Source organism: Pontibacter litorisediminis, from assembly GCF_029360645.1.
GTDB classification, from domain to species: Bacteria; Bacteroidota; Bacteroidia; order Cytophagales; family Hymenobacteraceae; genus Pontibacter; species Pontibacter litorisediminis.
Genome location: NZ_JARDUA010000010.1, coordinates 41,195 through 60,512 on the forward strand (window position 1 = coordinate 41,195; position 19,318 = coordinate 60,512).

A 19,318-nucleotide genomic window follows, 5' to 3' on the forward strand; every position below is an offset into this window, starting at 1 on the left:
TGCAAAAACGCGTGAGCACATTGTAAATTGATAGAGTTCTCTTAATTTTACCTGCTGAACCGAGAATTAAACATCTTATATGCGAAGTATACAGTTTAGAGAAGCCCTGCGCGAAGCGATGTCTGAGGAGATGCGCCGCGACAAGAGCGTGTTTCTGATGGGCGAAGAAGTTGCCGAGTACAACGGAGCTTACAAAGTTAGCCAAGGCATGCTGGACGAGTTTGGTCCGGAGCGTGTGATCGATACCCCCATTGCCGAGCTTGGCTTTGCCGGTATCGGTGTAGGTGCCGCCATGAACGGCCTGCGCCCTATCATCGAGTTCATGACTTTTAACTTCTCGCTGGTTGCCATCGACCAGGTGATTAACTCTGCTGCCAAGCTGATGTCTATGTCAGGTGGCCAGTATGGTGCCCCTATGGTATTCCGTGGTCCTACCGGTAGTGCCGGTATGCTGTCTTCGCAGCACTCGCAGAACTTCGAGAACTGGTATGCCAACACCCCAGGGCTTAAAGTGGTAGTACCTTCTAACCCATACGACGCCAAGGGCCTGCTGAAGTCAGCCATCCGCGATAATGACCCGGTGATCTTCATGGAGTCTGAGCAGATGTACGGCGACAAAGGCGAGGTACCAGAGGAAGAGTACCTGATCCCAATCGGTGTGGCCGACGTGAAGCGTGAAGGCTCTGACGTGACCATCGTTTCTTTCGGCAAGATGATGAAAGTAGCCCTGGCTGCTGCCGAAGAGCTAGCAAAAGACGGCATCAACGCTGAGGTAATCGACTTGCGCACCGTTCGCCCGATCGACTATAAAACACTGATCGAGTCTGTGAAGAAGACAAACCGCATGGTTGTCGTGGAAGAGGCCTGGCCATTGGCTTCCATCTCTGCGGAGCTGGCTTACCACATCCAGAGCAACGCCTTTGATTACATGGATGCACCAGTGAAGCGCGTTACTTGCCGCGACGTGCCGCTTCCGTACGCCCCTACCCTGATTGAGGCATCTCTGCCAAACGTAGAGCGTACCATTGAGGCCGTAAAAGCCGTCATGTATAAGAAAGCCTAAGCAACAATGCTTTAAATATTAGGGCGGCGAAGCTACATCAGCTTCGCCGCTTTTTTTATTCCCTGTCAGAGTCAGGATTGATGAGGGGATGTGTCGGATTTTCGGCAGCCAGGATCCCAGCCACCCCTACCCCTCAGAGCTACGCTCGCTACCTTCGAACTCGCGTTCTTGGTAGTCCAAGGAGGGAAGCCTGCTGTTACTTTGGCTAAAGTACAAGCTTCATAAGAGCTGACCCTAAAAGTATAAGCCCACTCCAACCCCTCCCAGGAGGAAAATTACCCGGCCGGCGACTGTTATTCCCCTGCTCCCTTCCATGAGGAACTTGGCTGTAGCTCTGTAAGCTCTGGCTATCTAACTAGAACCCAGTCCTTGGGTTGAGCGCCTATGCGAGTTTTTCCGGTGCCCGCCAAGGGCATTGCGACCGAAGGGTAGCAAAGGGAACACAGCGCGATGCCCTTATCGAGGGCCCCTACCCCCAGGACGAGCCCTTGCGGGCTTGAGCGAGCCAAAGTATGAAATGCAACTGTAGGTGGGTGGGGCTGGAGGATCTGCTGTAGCTAGCAAGGACAGCTTACTTCAAGCAGAAGGAAGCAGTGGCTAAGCAAGAAAGTATAAAACAACTTAAACTACGCCAACTCCAAAAAGATGAGCCCCATAAAGTATAATATCCAGTAACCGATAACAATAGCGACAACACACAGCAGGACCGTTAGTACACGAGGCAGAAAAAGAAATTCCTCTATCTTTGCTCTAATGCGCCACCGAATCATCCTTTACCTCCTGCCCCTGCTGCTATGCCTGCCCAAAGCAACCATGGCACAGGCACACCCCGACACCACAACCATCCACAAAAAGCGCTTGCTTGTGCTAGGTTCTACCTTTAGCGTAGGCTATTCTGCTTTACTTGTCTCGCTTAACAAAGCCTGGTACAAAGAGGAGCGTACAAGCTTTCATTGGTTTAACGATAACCATGAGTGGAAGCAGCTAGACAAGGCAGGGCATTTCTGGAGCGCCTTTCATCAGAGCCGCGCCGGGATAGACATGCTGCGGTGGGCAGGCATGCCAGAGAAAAAGGCAGTGCTTTACGGAGGCCTCACCGGCATTCTGCTCCAGACCCCAATCGAGATTTTCGACGGGTATCAGGCCGATTATGGGGCCTCGGTGGACGACCTAATGGCAAACACGGCAGGGTCTGTCGCCGTAACCGCGCAGGAACTGGCCTGGCAGGAAGTGCGCATCATGCCAAAGTACTCCTTCCACACCACCCGCTATGCTGCGATGCGCCCCAATGTGTTAGGCAGCACCATAAGTGAACAGGCCTTAAAAGACTATAACGGACACACCTATTGGCTTTCGGTGGATGTTGGCGCGTTTTTGAAAGCGGAGAGCAGATATCCCAGGTGGCTGAACATTGCCGTGGGTTACGGCGCGCAGGAAATGGTGTACAACGACCCGGAGGCAAATGCTGCGGCTGGCCTGGATGCGTACCGGCAGTTTTACCTGAGCCCTGACCTCAACCTGATGCACTTTAAGGGCAAGAACAAAGTATGGAATACCGCCCTCTATGTTCTCAGCATCATTAAGGTTCCGGCCCCTGCATTGGAGTATAACCGCAAGGTTGGCTTAAAAATACACCCCCTATACTTCTAAGTTGATATGAAGCCGTATATTTTTACGTAGCACCTTATAGCAGCCCATGACCAAGCTGCAACCTGGCTAACCATAAATATTTATACCTCCGAACGAACTATGAAAACCTCCTATTTAGCTTCCGCCATAAAACGCTTTGAGTACTATAAAACACTGGAAGAGAAAACGTTTGATCAGCTTACCGAAGCGCAGCTGTTCTGGCAACCGGACGAGGAGAGCAACAGCATCGCCATACTTGTGCAGCACCTGTGGGGCAACATGCTCTCCAGGTGGACCGACTTCCTGACCACCGACGGGGAGAAAGACTGGCGCAACCGCGATGCTGAGTTTGAAAAAGAGATCAAAAGCAAAGAGGAGCTGATGCAGAAATGGCACGAAGGCTGGCGTTGTTTGTTAGATGCCCTTCACTCCATCACGGACAAAGACTTAGACAGGGAAATATTCATACGCCACGAGAGCCACTCCGTGCTCGATGCCATCAATAGGCAGCTGGCACATTACCCGTACCATGTGGGCCAGATCGTGTATATTGGCAAATTGTTACGAAAGCAGGATTGGCAATCCCTATCGATACCAAAGGGAAAATCTGCTGAATTTAATGTTGAAAAGGGAAGACAAGCCGGTATGGGTAAATAGGACCGGCTGTGTTAAAGTATAAAACAAGTACAGACACTTAGAAAAAGTATACATATGAATGTAGGAGACCGTGTGCGCCTGATGTCGGGCCGAGAGGAAGGCATTATTACGCGCATCCTGGACAATAACCTGGTAGAAGTAGCCATAGACAACGACTTTACCATTCCTGTAGCCAAGCGCGAAGTGGTGGTGATTGCCGCCGAAGAGCAAAAGTACATGCGCCAGGAAGAGGCGCCGCAGCCAACAAAACGAAAAGAGCCTGTTGCCCCTGTGCTGGCGGCACAGGGAGTATACCTGGCGCTGGTGCATCAGTCGGATGAGCTGCTGGCGGTGACCATGGTAAACAACTCAGACTACGACGTGCTGTTTACCAGCGGTGAGGAGCGCGAGAAGAACTACCGTGGTCTGCAGAATGACAAGCTCGCCCCGAAAGGCACCCGCGTTATCACGCATTACCACCTGAAGGAGTTTGAGAAGTGGCCGAACCTGCTCATCCAGTTTATTCAGCACCGGAATGGCAGCCCTACCCTTTTCGAACCGGTGGTGAAGCGGGTACAGTTTAAAGCCAGCTCCTTTTACAAGAGCAAGCGCACTGCCCCCGTGCTCAACAAGGAGGCGTACCTGTTCCAGCTCGACCAGAAGCCGGTATCGGTGAACCCAGACAAGATAAAGGAGCAGCTGGCAGAGGCTGTGGAGAAAAGCGAAAACTATAAGCTAACCGCCCCTGAGCATGAGGTAGACCTCCACATCGAGAAACTGGTGGATGACCACAGCAGCATGAGCAACAGTGCCATCATCAAAACCCAACTGGAGCGTTTTCAGGATGCCTTGGATAGAGCCATGGCCTCCAACATGCACGAGATCGTGTTCATCCACGGGGCCGGCAATGGGGTGCTGCGCAAGGAGCTTCAAAAAATCCTAAGCCGTACGCCCGGCATAAAGTATTTTGAGGACGCCCGTAAAGAGAAATTCGGCTACGGCGCCACGCTGGTGAGACTGAAGTAAGTATAGGAGTTGGAAAGTTTAAGCGTTAGAGAGTGCTGAGTTTTTCCACTCCCTAACTCCTCAACTCTCTAACTCTCCCGAACCTCCGTTTCGGGTTTTATGTTATCTTTGCACAGAAACAAAGTATCAACGGTAAGCCGTCTTATCGCTGCCCCTTTGGGGGAGAGGAAAGTCCGGGCAACGCAGAGCATCCTACTTCCTAACGGGAAGGGTCTGTTTTGGGGACGAAACAGATACAGCCAGTGCCACAGAAAATTACCGCCAGCCTTGTGCTGGTAAGGGTGAAAAGGTGCGGTAAGAGCGCACCAGCGGCTGGGTGACCAGTCCGGCTGGGTAAACCTTAGGAGTTGAAAGACCAAATAGGCTGGCAGCGCCTCGCTTTGGCGAGGCTAAGGGCTGCTCGTCCGATGTCAGTGGGTAGGTCGATGGAGCCTGTGCGTGAGTGCAGGCCTAGATAAATGATAAGACGTTGGGTGCAAACTCAGCGACAGAACCCGGCTTATAGGCTTGCCGTTGATGTTTTGTTTTGATTTTCTGGCCCAAACGTACGTTTGTGCTTTCCTTCATCCAGGAAATGTGTCCTATCGCTGGGATAATTTTGCAACTCGTGTCTTAACATTGTCTGGGTTTGTAATCCCTTGAGCTTATCGAGCCAAACTTCTATAGTTTTCGGATCCCGTAGCTTGACCTAAGCTATCCTTACTAGCTGCCGTTCATCCTTGGCCTTATAACCTGAATTGTTTCACCTCTTGCTTTGGTGCTCTCTAGCCCGAGAGGGCTCGTCTTTGGGCATCGCGCTGTCTACATTTCCTTTGCTGTCGCAATGCCTTCGGCACCGGAAATCTAGAAGGCGCTCTTTTTCGAGGGCCCCTACCCCCACCCAAAGATTGGGTTCTAGTTCGATAGCCAGAGCTTACAGGACTTGAACCGAGCTCCCCTCCTTGGACAAGGAGGGCAGGGGTGGTTGGACTATTATTGCAGAACGTGGATTAGTGGATCTTCTACAACATGAGCAATTCCCCTCCTCGGAGGGGCTAGGGGTGGGTTTATACTTCTTTCTGATGCTACCGCAGTTGCCATAAAGTTTACACTTTAGCCAAAGCCACTTTAAGCTCCCCGCCTTAAACTACCAAGAACGAGAGTTCGAAGGTCGCGGGCGTAGCGCTGAAGGGCAGGCGTGGTTAGACCCGGCACAGCCGAAAATCCTCCTCATCCCCTCATCCTGCAAACCCTGATTCAGACATTTTTTCCTATTTTTACAGGAAGCATAAATCACGTGACATGGCACATACACAAGACCCGGCCCTGGAAATACAGGAGCTGACGCAGAAGATAAATCACCTGAACTACCAGTATTACCAGAATAGCATTTCGGAGGTGTCTGACTTTGAGTTCGACCAGTTGCTGAAGCGGCTGGAGGCACTGGAGGAGCAGTACCCGGAGTATAAGCTCTCGCATTCCCCTACCCAGCGCGTGGGCGGCACCATCACCAAGAACTTTGAAACTGTATACCACAAGTGGCCGATGCTCTCTCTTAGTAACACTTACTCGGAGGAGGAGCTGCGCGAGTTCGACAAGCGCGTGCGCAAAGCCGTGGGCGACGAAGTGGAGTACGTATGCGAGCAGAAGTTCGACGGCGTGGCTATTAGCCTAACCTATGAGAATGGCAGGTTTGTGCAGGGTGCTACCCGTGGCGACGGCACGCGCGGCGATAACATCACAGCCAACGTGCGCACCATACGGGATGTGCCTTTGCAGGCGCATGGGGAGGGCTATCCGGAGTTGTTTGAGGTACGCGGCGAAGTGTTTTTGCCGCTGCAGGTGTTTGAGCAACTGAATGCCGAACGCGAGGAAGCCGGCGAGCAGCTACTGGCCAACCCCCGCAATGCCGCCTCTGGCACCCTGAAGCAGCAGGATTCTTCCATCGTGGCCAGCCGCAAGCTCGGGTGCTTCTCCTACAGTTTCCATACCGATAGAAGCCTCTTCGACACGCACTCAGAAAGCCTGCAGGCAATTCAGAAGTGGGGCTTTAAGGTGTCTGATACCTGGCGCAAGTGCCAAGGCATAGAGGAAGTGCTGGCTTATATCAATGAATGGGAAAAACGGCGTCACGAACTTCCTATCGCTACGGATGGCGTGGTGGTGAAGGTAAACAGCTATGGGCTGCAGGAGGAACTGGGCTACACTGCCAAGAGCCCACGCTGGGCCATTGCTTATAAATATGCCGCGGAGAATGCAGCCACCAGGCTCCTGGGCGTGCAGTACCAGGTAGGCCGCACCGGCGCGGTTACGCCTGTCGCCCTGTTGGAGCCCGTGCAGCTGGCCGGCACCGTGGTGAAGCGTGCCTCCGTGCATAATGCCAATGAGATTCAGCGCCTGGACCTGCGCATAGGCGATAGCGTGTTTGTGGAGAAAGGCGGTGAAATTATACCTAAGATCACGGGCGTGGACTTTGATAAACGCCCCGCTGACAGTCAGCCTATCCTCTACCCTACCCACTGCCCTGCCTGCGATACAGAGTTGGTACGCCCAGATGGCGAGGTAAATTTCTACTGTCCGAACGAGAAGGGCTGCGAGCCGCAGATCTTGGGCAAGCTGGAACACTTCATATCCCGCAAGGCGATGAACGTGGACGAACTTGGTCCTAAAACATTGGAGCAGCTTTACAAGGCAGGCTATGTGCGCAACGTGGCCGATTTGTACGACATTACCTTTGAACAGCTGGTACCGCTGGAGCGTATGGGCGAAAAATCTGCCAATAACATATTTAACAGCCTGGAGAAATCGAAGGAGACGCCGTATGAGCGGGTGTTGTTTGCCCTGGGTATCCGGTTTGTGGGTAGCACGGTAGCCCGAAAGCTGGCAGAGGAGCTGCCTGACCTGGAGGCGTTGCGGGGTGCCACCTACGAGGAGCTCATCGCCATTAACGAAATAGGCGACCGCATCGCGCAGTCCATCATCGCCTACTTCCAGGACCCGGATCATGTGGAGCTCGTGGAGCGCCTGAAAGCGGCTGGCCTTAAATTCAAGTCAGAGAAAACCGCCCCGGATATACAGAGCGATAAGTTGGAGGGCCAGACTTTCGTGATCTCCGGCGTATTCCAGAGCGTAAGCCGCGAGGAATTGCAGCAGCTCATCATCAGCCATGGAGGCAAGGTGGTCAGCTCCATCTCTAAAAAGCTTTCTTACCTGGTGGCCGGCGATAAAATGGGCCCTTCCAAACTGGAGAAGGCAGAGAAGCTCGGCGTGAAAATGCTTAGCGAGGATGAATTCCTGGCCATGATCAAATAAGCCAACGCAGCTAATGAACACATGCAAAAGCGCTACCTATCGTGGGTAGCGCTTTTGTGTTTTACAGGCCGTTCTTTTCCTCCTCAAGAACCTACCCATAAAAGTAAGAGGCGGCACCGTAGAACAGTGCCGCCCAAACTCAAACAACAAACAAACAAAATATCAGGAAATACGCTTACGGGAAACGTCGAAGTAACCAAGTATAAACACCAGTAATCCAGCACCTAAACTCAGCACCACCTCCTGGCTGAACAGGTTATACACAGCTGCCTCTAAGGGAAACTCCTTGATAGCCATGAACGGGTAAGCGAAGGGATAATAGTGGATGTACTCCCAACGCATAGCCACCAGCACGGTGATGATCGCCACGATGCCCACGCCCATGCTGAGGGCAAAGCTGCTCCACCGCATGCTCAGCCAGAACTGCAGGGCGATGATCACGAACGTAGCCAGGAACAGCTTCAGCACGGCAAAGAACACCACCTGCAGGCCCACTATGTTGCTAAAGCCCAGGTCCGGGCGCACGAGCGAGAGGAACAGGCCAGCAGCCAGGTACCCCAACACAAAGACCACATTGCTCAAAAACACCAGCCCCAGCACCGTGGTAGCCTTGGCTATATAGATCGTGCTCTTGGGCAGCGGCAGACTGTAGAGGTGCTTCCAGCCGTTAGACTTGTGCTCTATGCCATTGGTCAGGCTGGTTAGCAGCGCGATAAATATGGGCAGGAGCAGCAAAGTATAAAGACCGAAATTCTGGCTGGCAAAGCGGTGCCAGGGGTTTATGCCATCTGTTACAAAATGCTGCCCTTTCGACCAGAAGGCCAGCACATTCATACTCAACAGCGCGCATGGAGCTAGTATCGAAAGCCAGAGCGCAAATGTGTTCTTTAGCTTCAGCGTCTCCGCGCTCAGGCTGCAGCGGTAGTAGGTTGCGGCGTTCATAGCTCTTTAGAAAGTATAGGTTCTTGTATCATAGCTGGCGCGGCCCCGCCCTTGGTCATGTTCAGGAAGAGTTCCTCCAGGTTTTGGGTGTGGGTGCTCAAACGAAACACCTCTAGTCCGTTCACGATCAGGAAACGGTTCAGCCTGGCTACCTGCTGCCTGTCCTGCACCTGCACTGCCAGCACATCCTCCTCCCGCGGCAGCAACTGGTACTGGTGGTCTATAAGCAGCTTCTGGGCGATGGCGTTGTTGCTCGTCTCCAGCAGCAGCACATTGCTCTGGAAGGTGCCCTCGTAAAGCTCCTCCAGGCTACCCTGGTACAAAGTGGCCCCCTTATCAATAATGGCCAGCTCGGTGGCGCACTTCTCTATCTCCGAAAGCAGGTGGCTGGAGAGGAAAATGGTCTTACCGAAGTCGCGGTTAAGGCGGAGGATCAGCTCCCGTACCTCTCTTATTCCACTGGGATCCAGTCCATTGGTAGGCTCATCCAGAATAAGCAGTTCAGGGTCGGTTACCAGGGCAAGCGCAATGCCCAGGCGCTGACTCATGCCTAGCGAATACTCTTTGGTTTTGCGGTGCGCGTCCTGCGATAGCCCCACCACTTGCAGTACTTCAGCAATGCGGCTTTTGGGAGCCTGCACCATGCGGCGGTGCATCTCCAGGTTGTCGTGGCCCGAGAGGTGGCGGTAAATGGTGGGCATTTCAATGAGGGCTCCGGTTTGGCGCAGGATGTCGATGCGGCTGTCGCCGAGATCCATGCCGTGCAGCAGCACCTGCCCTTTGGGCACTGGCAGCAAGCCCAGCAAAATGCGGATAGTGGTGGATTTCCCGGCGCCGTTCGGCCCCAGGAACCCGAAGATGGCCCCCTGCGGCACGCGCAGCTCCAGGTTGTGGAGCACCTGTCGCCTGCCAAAGCTGTAGTTAAGCCCGTGGGTCTCAATGATCAATGGTTTCATAGTTTTATGGTAAGTAGCGTGTAGCCACAAAAGAGGTATTTATTTCAGCATCAAAAAAATAGAATATACTAACACCTGATAAGTATAGACCAAGTGCAGACAGGCAGGGCTGTGCAGGTTTGTCCCTTAAAAAGGCATTTTGGTAGCCATAACCCGCTGATTTGTATATAGAAGTATGGCTACGGCGTTAAAATGCCAGACTTTACTTATATTTAATGTATAAAAGGCTGGTGCCAAGCAGAAGATTTATGCTTGGCCAAGGCCCCAGATGCTATACATGAGCCTGAAATCTTTGCCGAAACCAACCATGATGCTGCCCGAAGTGGCTGTTAAGAAAAGGTATACCGTGGCCATACACGTGGCCGCCTGGGTGCTGTTCGGCGCCTGGGTGTTCTATTTCCTGTACGGTAACAGCGCCTTGTCCTTCGGTAAGGTAATGGACGTGCTGATGGGCCTGCTCATCAACATCTTCATCTTTTACTTTAACTGGTATGTGCTTATCTCCAGGTACCTGGCGCGCAACCGCATCTTCCTCTACATTGCCGCCGTTCTTACCACCCTCATCGTAATAGCCGTGGTGCGTGCGCCCCTGGACTTCTATTTCTTCCGGGAGTATAACCGCGAAATGACGCAGCTCTACAGCAGCGAGCGCATCCTCCAGTACATCATGGGGGGGCTGGTGCTGATCTTTATCTCTTCGGCCCTGAAGGTAACCGGCAACTACATCCGCAACGAGCGCCGCAACAAGGAGCTCGAAACGCAGAAGCTGACGGCGGAACTGGCTTTCCTGAAGTCGCAGGTGAATCCGCACTTCCTGTTTAACACCCTGAACAACATTTACTCGCTGGCCTACAAGCAGCACCCCGAAACACCTGACGCCATCATGAAGCTCTCGCTGCTGATGCGCTACATGCTCTACGAGAGCAACGATACCCTCGTGAGCCTGGAGAAAGAGGTGGACCACATCAAGAATTTCATAGATTTGCAGAAGCTGCGCCTGCGCGAGCAGACAAGTATACGGTTTAACATTGAGGGCAAGCTGGAGGGCAAGCAGATCGCCCCCATGCTGCTGATGACACTGGTGGAGAACGCCTTTAAGCATGGCCTGGTGAGCAAAAACGAAATCGGCATCATTCTTAACCTGGTGGTGCAGGACGATGCGCTGCTTTTCAGCACCATCAACAACACCAGCCAGCATAAGAGGCGCGAGTTTGGGGGCATTGGGCTGGAGAACCTGAAGCGGCGCCTGAACCTGCTCTATGCCGGGCGCCACGAGCTGACATTCGAGGAAAAAGAAGGCACCTTTTACGCCACACTGAAACTATACTTCAAGCCAATAACAAAGTAAAACTATGAACATCCGCTGCCTTGCCGTAGACGACGAACCGCTGGCCCTCGACATCATTGAGAGCTACGCGAGCAAATTGCCTTTCCTGAAACTGGTGAAAACCTGCTCCAGCGCCACAGAGGCCATGCAGGTGCTGCAGGAAGAGCAGATTGACCTGATGTTCCTGGACATTGAGATGCCGGAGCTGACGGGTATTCAGTTTCTGAACATACTCAAGCACCAGCCGCTCATCATCTTCACCACGGCCTACCCCGACTACGCCCTCGAAGGCTTTAACCAGGATGCGGTAGACTACCTGCTCAAGCCTATCCCCTTCGACCGTTTTCTGAAGGCTGTGACGAAGGCGCAGGAACGGCTGCAGCGCTCGAACGGGAAGGCGGCAGAGGCCGCGGCACCGCAGGCTGCGGCGGCAGAGCATGACTTCATGTTTGTGAAGGCCGACTACAAAACGATTCGTGTAGACTTCAAAGACATTCTGTGGATTGAGGGACTGAAGGATTATATCATCATCCATACCAAAGAGCAGAAGATCATCACCCTGCTCTCGATGAACAAGATGATGGAGAAGCTGCCGGAATCCAAGTTCCTGCGCGTGCACCGCTCCTTTATTGTGTCGCTGCAGAAGATCGACAGCATCGAGAAGAGCCGTATCCGCATCGGTGCCAAAGAAATTCCGATTGGTGAAGTATACAAAGATGCTTTCCTGAAGTGGGTGGAAGAGAACAACATACAGTAGAGTTAGAGAGTAGGGCAGTTAGAGGGTTAGAAAATTAGAAGGTTAGGGAGGCGCTGTACGTTGATTGCGTCTTCTTGTACTTCCCGGAGCAGTTTTTGATGCTTCGTCTGATTGCTGGTGGCATTGTTCTATCTTCCGGCCCCCTTAGCGCCATAGAAAATATTTCCCCACTGGTCCTTGGCAGGCTTGGCTTCTGTCTTTTTAACCGGCTGCTGCTTTTGTAAGGGCACGTACATCCAGATACCTGACACGATATTTGCAGAAGCGCTAACATAATTCGAACTTCGTGTTTTATAAGGCAAGGAAATGATTCAGGATAAATTAAAAGGAACGGGTGTGGCCTTGGTTACACCATTCACTAAGGATCTGGCAGTAGATTACGAGGCGCTGCGCAAGCTGCTGGATTTTGTGCTGGATGGCGGTGTGGATTACCTGGTGATCAACGGGACTACGGCTGAGTCGGTAACGACCACGGCCGATGAGAAGGTGCAGATTCTGCAGCAGGTAAAGCAGCACGTAAACGGGCGGGTGCCGCTGGTGTATGGCCTGGGCGGAAATAACACGCAGCAGGTGCTGGCCAATATCGCGGAAACGGACTGGACAGGCATAACGGCCATTCTCTCGGTGAGCCCCTACTATAATAAACCGTCGCAGCAGGGCATTTACCAGCACTTTGTGCAGGTGGCCAATGCCGCTCCTGTGCCGGTGCTACTGTACAATGTGCCCGGCCGCACGGGCAGCAACATGAGCGGCGAGACTACCGTAAAGCTGGCCTCGCATGATAACATCATCGGCATCAAGGAAGCGTCCGGCAACCTGGAGCAGTGCATGTACATTGCCAAGCACAAGCCAGAGGATTTCATGCTCATCAGCGGCGACGACCTGCTGGCCGTGCCGATGGTAAGCTTTGGCGCTGAGGGCGTGATCTCAGTGCTGGCCAACGCTTTCCCGGGCAAGTTCAGCGGCATGGTGCGCCACGCGCTGGACGGAAATTACCGGGAGGCCTCTTCGCTCCTGCTAAGCTTCGTGGACATCAACCCGCTGATGTACGAGGAAAGCAACCCTGTTGGGGTTAAGGCTGTGCTGGAGCGCTTCGGGGTTTGCTCGGCCCAGGTTAGGCTGCCGCTGGTAGAGGCTTCATCCGGCCTGAAGGACAGGCTGTACAAGCTGCTGTAACAAACCTTCTGCTTAAAAACCAAAAAGGGAGCTCTTTCAAGTATAAGAGCTCCCTTTTTGGTTTAGAGTGATCGGTTGTTCCTAATCCGGGCAGGTATAGGAGTAGCTTACTTTTGCCGGACGGCTACCTTCGCCAGCGTACGTAATGGTGCCTGCTACGGGGTATCCCTGCTCGTTGTACTCATACTCAGCGGTGAAGGCCACGTTCTCTACCTCTTTAACTTCGGTGCCAGTGCCAGTGCCGGTTCTAGTTGTGGCTTTGAAAGATGTGATAACATTCAGGTTCGGATAGCCAGCGCCAGGCCTGCGGTGCAAGTATACAGGGGTCGCCGAAAGGGGCGCATACTTACTGGTATCCTGTTGGATCGTAGCTGTATAGAGCGTCTGCCCCCCCTGCCCCTTAACGGTAGCCAGCATGCCACCGGACTGCGGGTAGGTTTGCGAGACAGAGCCACTGGCCACTTCCCTGTTATTCTGGTACAGGTAGTCGGTTGCGGTGGTAAGCCGGCCAAGCTGATCGTAAGCCACTTTATAAGAGGCCAGTTGGTGCACCGCTTCCAGGCCGGGCACCTGTTGCTTTACCTCATACTTGGAGAGGCGCCCCCCAGGGTTATAGCTGTACACGGTAAACGATACCTCTTCCTCCTCAGGGGTTAGCAGGAGCTCCCTGTTAAGCTTGCCCTCCGCGGTATAGGTATAAGTGCGAATCTCTTGCAGCTCTCCCTGCTCGTAATGCTCCGTACGGATAACCTGGTTAAGTTCGTTGTAGCTGTAGCTGATCGTACTGGTCTTGTCTCCTACCACAACGGTTTGCTCCTGCAGGTAACAAATGCTCTGCGGCTCCGGGTTCGGGCTCACATTGGGTTCATCGTCTTCGCCACAGCCGGTTAAAAGCAACAGGCCCAGCAGCGGTGCCAGCAGTTTGGTCTTCATGCGCATCATCTTTAAGTATACGAAGATACAGTATAGCGGCCTTTTATGCTAAGGGGCTATTTAGAGTTTCTTTGCCGTTGTACTTCTTATCATCAAAAGCGCAGGCACTTCTACGGCAAATAGCGCCTACGTGTGCCCACAGGCTTGTTTTACCCGAAAACACATATCATTTCGTCGAGACTTGATTTTGTATTTTATAAATTTTTTAATTTTAAATTTACTTTTACTGAACCATTTTGCCTCTTTGTACGTCTTAGGTTTAAATCAAAAGCATATTATGAACAAGGGAAAAGTAAAATTCTTTAATGGAGAGAAGGGATTTGGCTTCATTAAAGACGAGAACAACAGCCAGGAGTACTTCGTGCACGTTACAGGCCTGGTAGACGAGATCAGAGAGAACGACGAAGTTACCTTTGAGTTGAAAGAGGGGAAAAAGGGGCTAAACGCTGTGAATGTAAAACGCGTTTAGTTTTAACATACAGCTACAACAAAAAGCCCTGCACATAAGTGCAGGGCTTTTTGCTTGTGTAAGGCTATCAGTCGCCATAGCGGTCGTTTACATCTACCCTGGCCAGATCGGCTAGCAAGCCGGCTATGTTCTGGGCAGCAGCCTCTAAGAAGGCCTTGCCCTTTTCGGCGGTGGCGGCTTTGGGGTTGCCAATGCCGGTGTCTTCCGTCACCATAGACCATTGCCGCTCTGCCCAGGCCCAGCCTTCCCGGATGCCTTTTATCCTGGACTTGCGCTCTTTGCCCTCTCCGGCCTCCTCCAGCGGCAGCACCAGGTCCGGGCGCAGGTGCAGCAGCAGGCTTGTCTCCATTTCATCGGCGTGGTCGCCGGGCACCTCGAAGAACTGCTTGCGGTCAGCGGCCTGGATCCAGAAACAGCTTACCAGGAACATATCGGGGTAGCGTAGCCCCAGCTCCCGCAGCATGGGCTTAAAGTCGTTGCCGCCGTGGCTGTTGAGCACCAGCAGCTTTTTTATCCCCTGCCGGCTCAGCACCGCCACAATGTCGTCCAGGATGGCCAGCTGTGTGCTTGGGTTCAGGTTAATGTCCAGCTTTATGTCGGCCTGCCCGGTGTTCACGCCAAAGGGTATGGCGGGCAACACCATTACCTTGGTGCCGCTCTCCCAGGCAATTTTGGCAGAGGCAGCCGCAATGGCATCGGCCTCTATCACATCGGTAGCGTAAGGCAGGTGGTAGTTGTGGGCCTCCGTGGCACCCCATGGCAGCACGGCCAGGTCTACCTGCTGGTCTTTCAACGTCTTCCAGTTACTTTCGGCAAGTATGTATGGTCTCATTCGCTATGCTATTATAGTGTAGTAAGATTATTTACATCAGGAGGTAAGCCAGGCCATTGCCACGGCCCGGTTGTCAAAGGCCTGGTACTGGATTTTCTCCTTTACCAGCTCGGCAGCGCTTTGGGCAATGGTTTCGCGGCTAAGTTCGGTGGTAGCCAGGCGGGCAAACTTCTTCAGGCGGGTGGTGGCCAGCAGCAGCGCCAATTTGTTCATTACCTGCGCGTACACCTCGTTATCCAGTGTCACCCTCGATTTGGTGGTATCTGTGAGGATATGCTGCACATCATAGTGCTTCACGGTGTTCAGGATCTCTTCCAACATGAAGTTCAGCTCTGGCAGAGCGTATTCGTGCATGCTGGGCCATTCAATGACTAGAACATCGTGAGCGGGGTCGAATTCCAGCTTTAAAAAATGACTTGGTATGATCATGGCAAGTGTGCAGTAAGCTTTAAGCGTTACTAAACTAACAAAAACTGCCCGTAGTAGTGTACTACTTTAGCCATACTTTGTAAATTAGGTTGATAAAACCACCACAAACAGCAAGCTCTCATCTAGCACATGATTTTGCACCACAACAGCCTGATCAAACTGGAGTACAGCCCGGCCACAGACATTCTGCAGGTAAATTACCCCGACCTCTACAGCTACCAGCTCTCCGAGGTGCGCCACAGCCTGGCAGTGATGGTGGAGGCCATCCGGAACTATGATGTGAAGCGGCTGCTGCTGGACGCCAGCGTAACCGCTATCAGCATAGGCGAAGCGGAAAACCGGGAGCTGAGCATAAGCCTGGCTGCCAGCCTGGCCAAAACCCGTTTGCAGAAAGTGGCGCGCATACACCCCCTGAACCCCACCCGCGAGAGCATTGCGCAGGAAAACATCAGCAACATACTGCGGGCCGGCCCGCTGCCTTACCAGCTCCGCACTTTCAGCAACCGCACGCAGGCACTGCAGTGGCTGGTAGAGAAGTAAACCCCGCCTCTTCCAAGCCAAGTTGGCAGGTGGCCCCTGTGTGCTGTGCCCAAGTATAAACCAATGACGAAGATCAGTCTTTAAGTATTATTTTCTGCAGACCTTTGCCGGGTTATGCAGACATCCTCCTACAACAAAGCAATCGTGCTCTGGCTCCTGAGCGGGGCCCTGCTGCTGCTGGCCATGGTGGTGATAGGTGGCATTACGCGCCTTACCGGCTCCGGCCTCTCCATAGTGGAGTGGAACGTGCTATCGGGCACGCTGCCCCCCCTCAACGAGCAGGAATGGCTCCTTACTTTCGAGAAGTACAAGCAGTTTCCGGAGTACCTCAAGCTGAACAAAGGCATGACGCTGGCAGGCTTTAAGCAGATCTTCTTCTGGGAGTACCTGCACCGGCTGCTGGGCCGCATCATCGGCGTGGTGTTCCTGCTGCCGTTCCTGTACTTCCTGTTCACTAAGCAACTGACAAGCCGGCTGTTCCGGCGGCTGCTGTTTATACTGGCCCTGGGCATGGCGCAGGGGCTCATGGGTTGGCTGATGGTAAAGAGCGGCCTGGTAGACAACCCGCACGTGAGCCACTTCCGGCTGGCCGCACACCTGGCACTGGCACTAACCCTGATCGGCGTTATCCTGTGGACGGTGGCCGACCTGACCTCCGGCAAACGGATAGCCGCGCCACGCGCTGGCAACCCGCTAGGGCTGACAACGCTTTTGGTGCTGGCGGTGGTGCTGGTGCAGATCATTTTGGGTGCCTTTGTGGCCGGACTGAAGGCAGGCTTCTCCTATAACACCTACCCGCTTATGGAAGGGGAGCTGCTACCGTCGCATGTGGCCGGCCTTACCCTGTGGCAAACGCTGGAGAATGGCGTGGTGATGCAGTTTGCGCACCGCTGGGTAGCCATGGCCGTACTGCTGGCGGTGGGGCTGCTTTGGTACCGTGCCCGCACCACGCACCTCTCCCACCCGGCCCGCACCCTTACGTGGGCGCTACTGCTAACCTGTATGGCGCAGGTGGCCCTGGGCATAGCCACACTTTTGCTTGCCGTGCCGGTAACCCTGGGTGTGCTGCACCAGGTGGTGGCTGTGGTGCTTTTTGCCCTTACGCTGCTGCTGGTGCACCGGCTGCGGTACAGTGAGCGGCTGGCCTGATCCGGCATTGTACGGGTGGCGCTACATGAAACATACCAGCCTCTCACGTTGAAGGGCAGATGCGGCGCCTCCTTTGCGCCACTTAATTGGAGGGGAACGTTAGGAACAGATGTTGGCTCCGCTCCCGCTTGCCGGAGCTGACGCCCTTGACACAGCCTTCGCGCGCCGCCGGTTTCCGCAGAGCGTTGTGGGCGGGCTTGAGGGAACTGGTAGTGCCGGTTCATGGCATCCTGCCTCTTAACCAAGGCCTCCCCTGTTTTGCACATTCCCTAACCAACCCAAAGCCGCGAACACACCTTTTCTGGAGTAGCACTCGTAAAACCAAGTATAACATACAACGGGTATAGCACCTGATTTGTATTTATACTTGTTTAACTAAGTACATAAACTATGAAAAGGATATTTTTAGCAGGATTGGTAGTTGCCACCTCCCTGAGCCTGGCAGCCTGCGACAGAACCGATAAAACAACCAGCCTCGAGGCAGAGGAAGACAACAAGGTAGTAGTAGACCGCGACTCTGTGCCAACTGAGTATGAGGTAACTGAAACTGTGGTAGAGTATGACACCACCACCAGAACCAAAACGGTAGATGCCGACGTCGACAACAAGAAAGACGACAACTAACGCTGCTGCTACGGATGCACCTTCTATAACAAAAGCGCCTGCCCATTAGGGGGCAGGCGCTTTTGTGTATATGTTAAACGAGCTTACTTGGCTGCTATCTCACGCAGGCTGTCTCGCATCTCGGTAAGCAGCACCTCTTCTTTTGTTGGGGCTGGCGGCGTGGCAGGAGCCGCCGCTTTCTTGCGCTTCAGGCTGTTGATGCCTTTCACGAGCATGAAAATGACAAGTGCCAGCAGGATGAAGTTGATTACCTCGGTTACGAAGTTACCCCAGGCAAACACGGCTCCCAGGGCACGCGCCTCTTCTAAAGGCAGGCCGCGGGGCACATCGCTGGTGAGGGGTATGTAAAGGTTCGAGAAGTCTACATCGCCAATGGCTTTGCCTACCAGCGGCATAATCAAATCGTTTACCACCGACTGCACGATCCGGTTAAACGCCGCGCCGATGATCACGGCCACTGCCAGATCGATGACGTTGCCGCGCATGGCAAACTCCTTAAACTCTTTCATCATTCCCATGATTGTCTCTTTTTAAGCTTTTAAAATGCTGGGCAACAGCCTGTAGCCGGGCTGAACAAACGGCTGCACAGCTTTTTGAGTATAGCAATATACTATATTTTGAGATAACAAAAGCCGTTTGCTGCAAAAGTAACGCCGCCGGAGTTGGGGTAATCTTGCCTGAATAAACTCCGCTTCATGACATATGTCATTTCTTATCCTATTGTGTGTCAATAACTTTATAAGACATAAACTATACCCTTAACCAAATGAGATGAAGCAAAAAGCTATTGAAGAGGTGTTAGGGCTGGAGATGCGCCCTGCTGAAGCCAACAAGATGTTCCGAAACGTGTTTGTGTACCTGCTGCAGCACGATACCCGGTGCCTGCTGCAGGCCCTGGATTACCGGGACACGCTGGGCAACACCGGCAGGCCAGTGGCGCAATACAAAATCTTTAAGTTTATACTTCAGTCGCTGCTGCGGCATAACCCCAGGCAGCTGGTGGCGCTATGCCCTATGTGAGGGGGCAGGTGCAGGGCCAGCTGGTAAAAAGCCAGGTGTTAGAAATTCAGAAGCGGTGTGCCTTAGTCCAGCATCAACCAGTGTAAGGCGTCTGCTTTCAGACCGAAATCGTGGAGCTCGAAGGATAGGCCCACGGCGCTAACGGTGCAGGACGAGCTGCGGCCGCCCGGCGGCTGGAAAAACTCGGGAGCCAGCACACTGGCAACACGGCTCACCTTGCTTTGCCGCAGCAAATGCTCGGAGCGGTTGGCAATCCACAGCTGGTCTTCCAGGCTGGGGGCGACCAGGCGGCTGTAGTCGGCCAGGATACGCTCTATGTTGTAATCCAGCACATATTGGCAAACGTAAATAGTGCCCTGCCTCAGCACCTCACTTGGCACCACCCCGCGCCACTCGCTGCAGAGTAGCTTTTCGGTAGGGTAATAGCGTAGTGTTAGGTGCTGCTCCTGCAGGGCGGTAAGGTAGTGTCGGTCTGTTAACAGGGTGGCTGGCATAAACATTAATTTGCCCTATTTACGC

The 19,318-nt window shown here is 53.3% G+C and carries 20 protein-coding genes and 1 other RNA gene; 14 read left to right on the top strand and 7 right to left on the bottom strand.

Translation table 11 applies throughout. The features are described 5' to 3' along the window. Positions 1–79: 79 nt before the first annotated feature. From PXG97_RS20305 to ligA, 6 genes are all read left to right on the top strand, one after another. On the top strand, positions 80–1,063 hold the full coding sequence (locus tag PXG97_RS20305; RefSeq protein ID WP_276499677.1) for a pyruvate dehydrogenase complex E1 component subunit beta: 984 nt from the start codon (positions 80–82) through the stop codon (positions 1,061–1,063). An 813-nt stretch (positions 1,064–1,876) separates the two neighbouring features. Beyond that, complete coding sequence (locus PXG97_RS20310; RefSeq protein ID WP_276499678.1) at positions 1,877–2,713, top strand: DUF2279 domain-containing protein; 837 nt, start codon at positions 1,877–1,879, stop codon at positions 2,711–2,713. Between the two features lie 99 nt (positions 2,714–2,812). Next, positions 2,813–3,349 (top strand): DUF1572 family protein, encoded by a 537-nt coding sequence (locus PXG97_RS20315; protein WP_276499679.1) that lies wholly within the window; start codon positions 2,813–2,815, stop codon positions 3,347–3,349. Between the two features lie 54 nt (positions 3,350–3,403). Further along, the gene (locus PXG97_RS20320; RefSeq protein WP_276499680.1) at positions 3,404–4,354 is read left to right on the top strand and encodes a Smr/MutS family protein; all 951 of its coding nucleotides are present in this window, start codon (positions 3,404–3,406) and stop codon (positions 4,352–4,354) included. Between the two features lie 129 nt (positions 4,355–4,483). Then, an RNA gene (gene rnpB, locus PXG97_RS20325) (RNase P RNA component class A) lies at positions 4,484–4,872 on the top strand. 763 nt (positions 4,873–5,635) lie between these two features. Then, positions 5,636–7,645: an NAD-dependent DNA ligase LigA gene (gene ligA / locus PXG97_RS20330; protein WP_276499681.1), complete on the top strand. Its 2,010-nt coding sequence runs from the start codon at positions 5,636–5,638 to the stop codon at positions 7,643–7,645. Between the two features lie 162 nt (positions 7,646–7,807). On the opposite strand, the gene PXG97_RS20335 is transcribed toward ligA, so the two are convergent. Then, complete coding sequence (locus PXG97_RS20335) at positions 7,808–8,587, bottom strand: ABC transporter permease (protein WP_276499682.1); 780 nt, start codon at positions 8,585–8,587, stop codon at positions 7,808–7,810. Then, positions 8,584–9,543 (bottom strand): ABC transporter ATP-binding protein, encoded by a 960-nt coding sequence (locus tag PXG97_RS20340; RefSeq protein ID WP_276499683.1) that lies wholly within the window; start codon positions 9,541–9,543, stop codon positions 8,584–8,586. The genes PXG97_RS20335 and PXG97_RS20340 overlap by 4 nt, the downstream gene beginning before the upstream one ends. A 277-nt stretch (positions 9,544–9,820) precedes the next feature. Between PXG97_RS20340 and PXG97_RS20345 the strand changes: the two genes are divergently transcribed. The 3 genes from PXG97_RS20345 to dapA all read left to right on the top strand — a co-directional run bounded on the left by PXG97_RS20345 (position 9,821) and on the right by dapA (position 12,803). Next, positions 9,821–10,891, top strand: a complete 1,071-nt coding sequence (locus tag PXG97_RS20345) for a sensor histidine kinase (protein WP_276499684.1) — start codon at positions 9,821–9,823, stop codon at positions 10,889–10,891. Positions 10,892–10,895: 4 nt separating this feature from the next. Continuing rightward, positions 10,896–11,627 carry a LytR/AlgR family response regulator transcription factor gene (locus PXG97_RS20350; protein WP_276499685.1) on the top strand — a complete coding sequence of 244 codons (732 nt, stop codon included), beginning with the start codon at positions 10,896–10,898 and terminating at the stop codon, positions 11,625–11,627. A gap of 306 nt (positions 11,628–11,933) precedes the next feature. Then, the gene (dapA, locus tag PXG97_RS20355) at positions 11,934–12,803 is read left to right on the top strand and encodes a 4-hydroxy-tetrahydrodipicolinate synthase (RefSeq protein WP_276499686.1); all 870 of its coding nucleotides are present in this window, start codon (positions 11,934–11,936) and stop codon (positions 12,801–12,803) included. 81 nt (positions 12,804–12,884) lie between these two features. Here dapA and PXG97_RS20360 read toward each other — a convergent pair whose 3' ends face one another. After that, entirely contained in the window at positions 12,885–13,736 is an 852-nt protein-coding gene (locus PXG97_RS20360) for a hypothetical protein (RefSeq protein WP_276499687.1), read from the bottom strand. A gap of 277 nt (positions 13,737–14,013) precedes the next feature. Between PXG97_RS20360 and PXG97_RS20365 the strand changes: the two genes are divergently transcribed. Continuing rightward, positions 14,014–14,205, top strand: coding sequence for a cold-shock protein (locus PXG97_RS20365; protein ID WP_276499688.1), 192 nt, complete (start codon positions 14,014–14,016; stop codon positions 14,203–14,205). Between the two features lie 67 nt (positions 14,206–14,272). On the opposite strand, the gene PXG97_RS20370 is transcribed toward PXG97_RS20365, so the two are convergent. Continuing rightward, complete coding sequence (locus PXG97_RS20370) at positions 14,273–15,037, bottom strand: creatininase family protein (protein WP_276499689.1); 765 nt, start codon at positions 15,035–15,037, stop codon at positions 14,273–14,275. Between the two features lie 36 nt (positions 15,038–15,073). After that, complete coding sequence (locus PXG97_RS20375; protein ID WP_276499690.1) at positions 15,074–15,391, bottom strand: hypothetical protein; 318 nt, start codon at positions 15,389–15,391, stop codon at positions 15,074–15,076. A gap of 204 nt (positions 15,392–15,595) precedes the next feature. On the opposite strand from PXG97_RS20375, the gene PXG97_RS20380 reads away from it, so the two are divergent. The 3 genes from PXG97_RS20380 to PXG97_RS20390 all read left to right on the top strand — a co-directional run bounded on the left by PXG97_RS20380 (position 15,596) and on the right by PXG97_RS20390 (position 17,779). Further along, positions 15,596–16,006: a hypothetical protein gene (locus PXG97_RS20380; protein WP_276499691.1), complete on the top strand. Its 411-nt coding sequence runs from the start codon at positions 15,596–15,598 to the stop codon at positions 16,004–16,006. 114 nt (positions 16,007–16,120) lie between these two features. After that, positions 16,121–17,155 (top strand): COX15/CtaA family protein, encoded by a 1,035-nt coding sequence (locus tag PXG97_RS20385; protein WP_276499692.1) that lies wholly within the window; start codon positions 16,121–16,123, stop codon positions 17,153–17,155. 390 nt (positions 17,156–17,545) lie between these two features. Next, a complete protein-coding gene (locus tag PXG97_RS20390; protein ID WP_276499693.1) occupies positions 17,546–17,779 on the top strand; it encodes a hypothetical protein in 234 nt (77 codons plus the stop codon). Between the two features lie 83 nt (positions 17,780–17,862). Here PXG97_RS20390 and mscL read toward each other — a convergent pair whose 3' ends face one another. Further along, positions 17,863–18,297 carry a large conductance mechanosensitive channel protein MscL gene (gene mscL, locus PXG97_RS20395; RefSeq protein WP_276499694.1) on the bottom strand — a complete coding sequence of 145 codons (435 nt, stop codon included), beginning with the start codon at positions 18,295–18,297 and terminating at the stop codon, positions 17,863–17,865. 253 nt (positions 18,298–18,550) lie between these two features. On the opposite strand from mscL, the gene PXG97_RS20400 reads away from it, so the two are divergent. After that, positions 18,551–18,799: a hypothetical protein gene (locus PXG97_RS20400; protein WP_276499695.1), complete on the top strand. Its 249-nt coding sequence runs from the start codon at positions 18,551–18,553 to the stop codon at positions 18,797–18,799. 62 nt (positions 18,800–18,861) lie between these two features. Here PXG97_RS20400 and PXG97_RS20405 read toward each other — a convergent pair whose 3' ends face one another. Then, on the bottom strand, positions 18,862–19,293 hold the full coding sequence (locus PXG97_RS20405) for a hypothetical protein (RefSeq protein WP_276499696.1): 432 nt from the start codon (positions 19,291–19,293) through the stop codon (positions 18,862–18,864). Between the last annotated feature and the right edge of the window lie 25 nt (positions 19,294–19,318).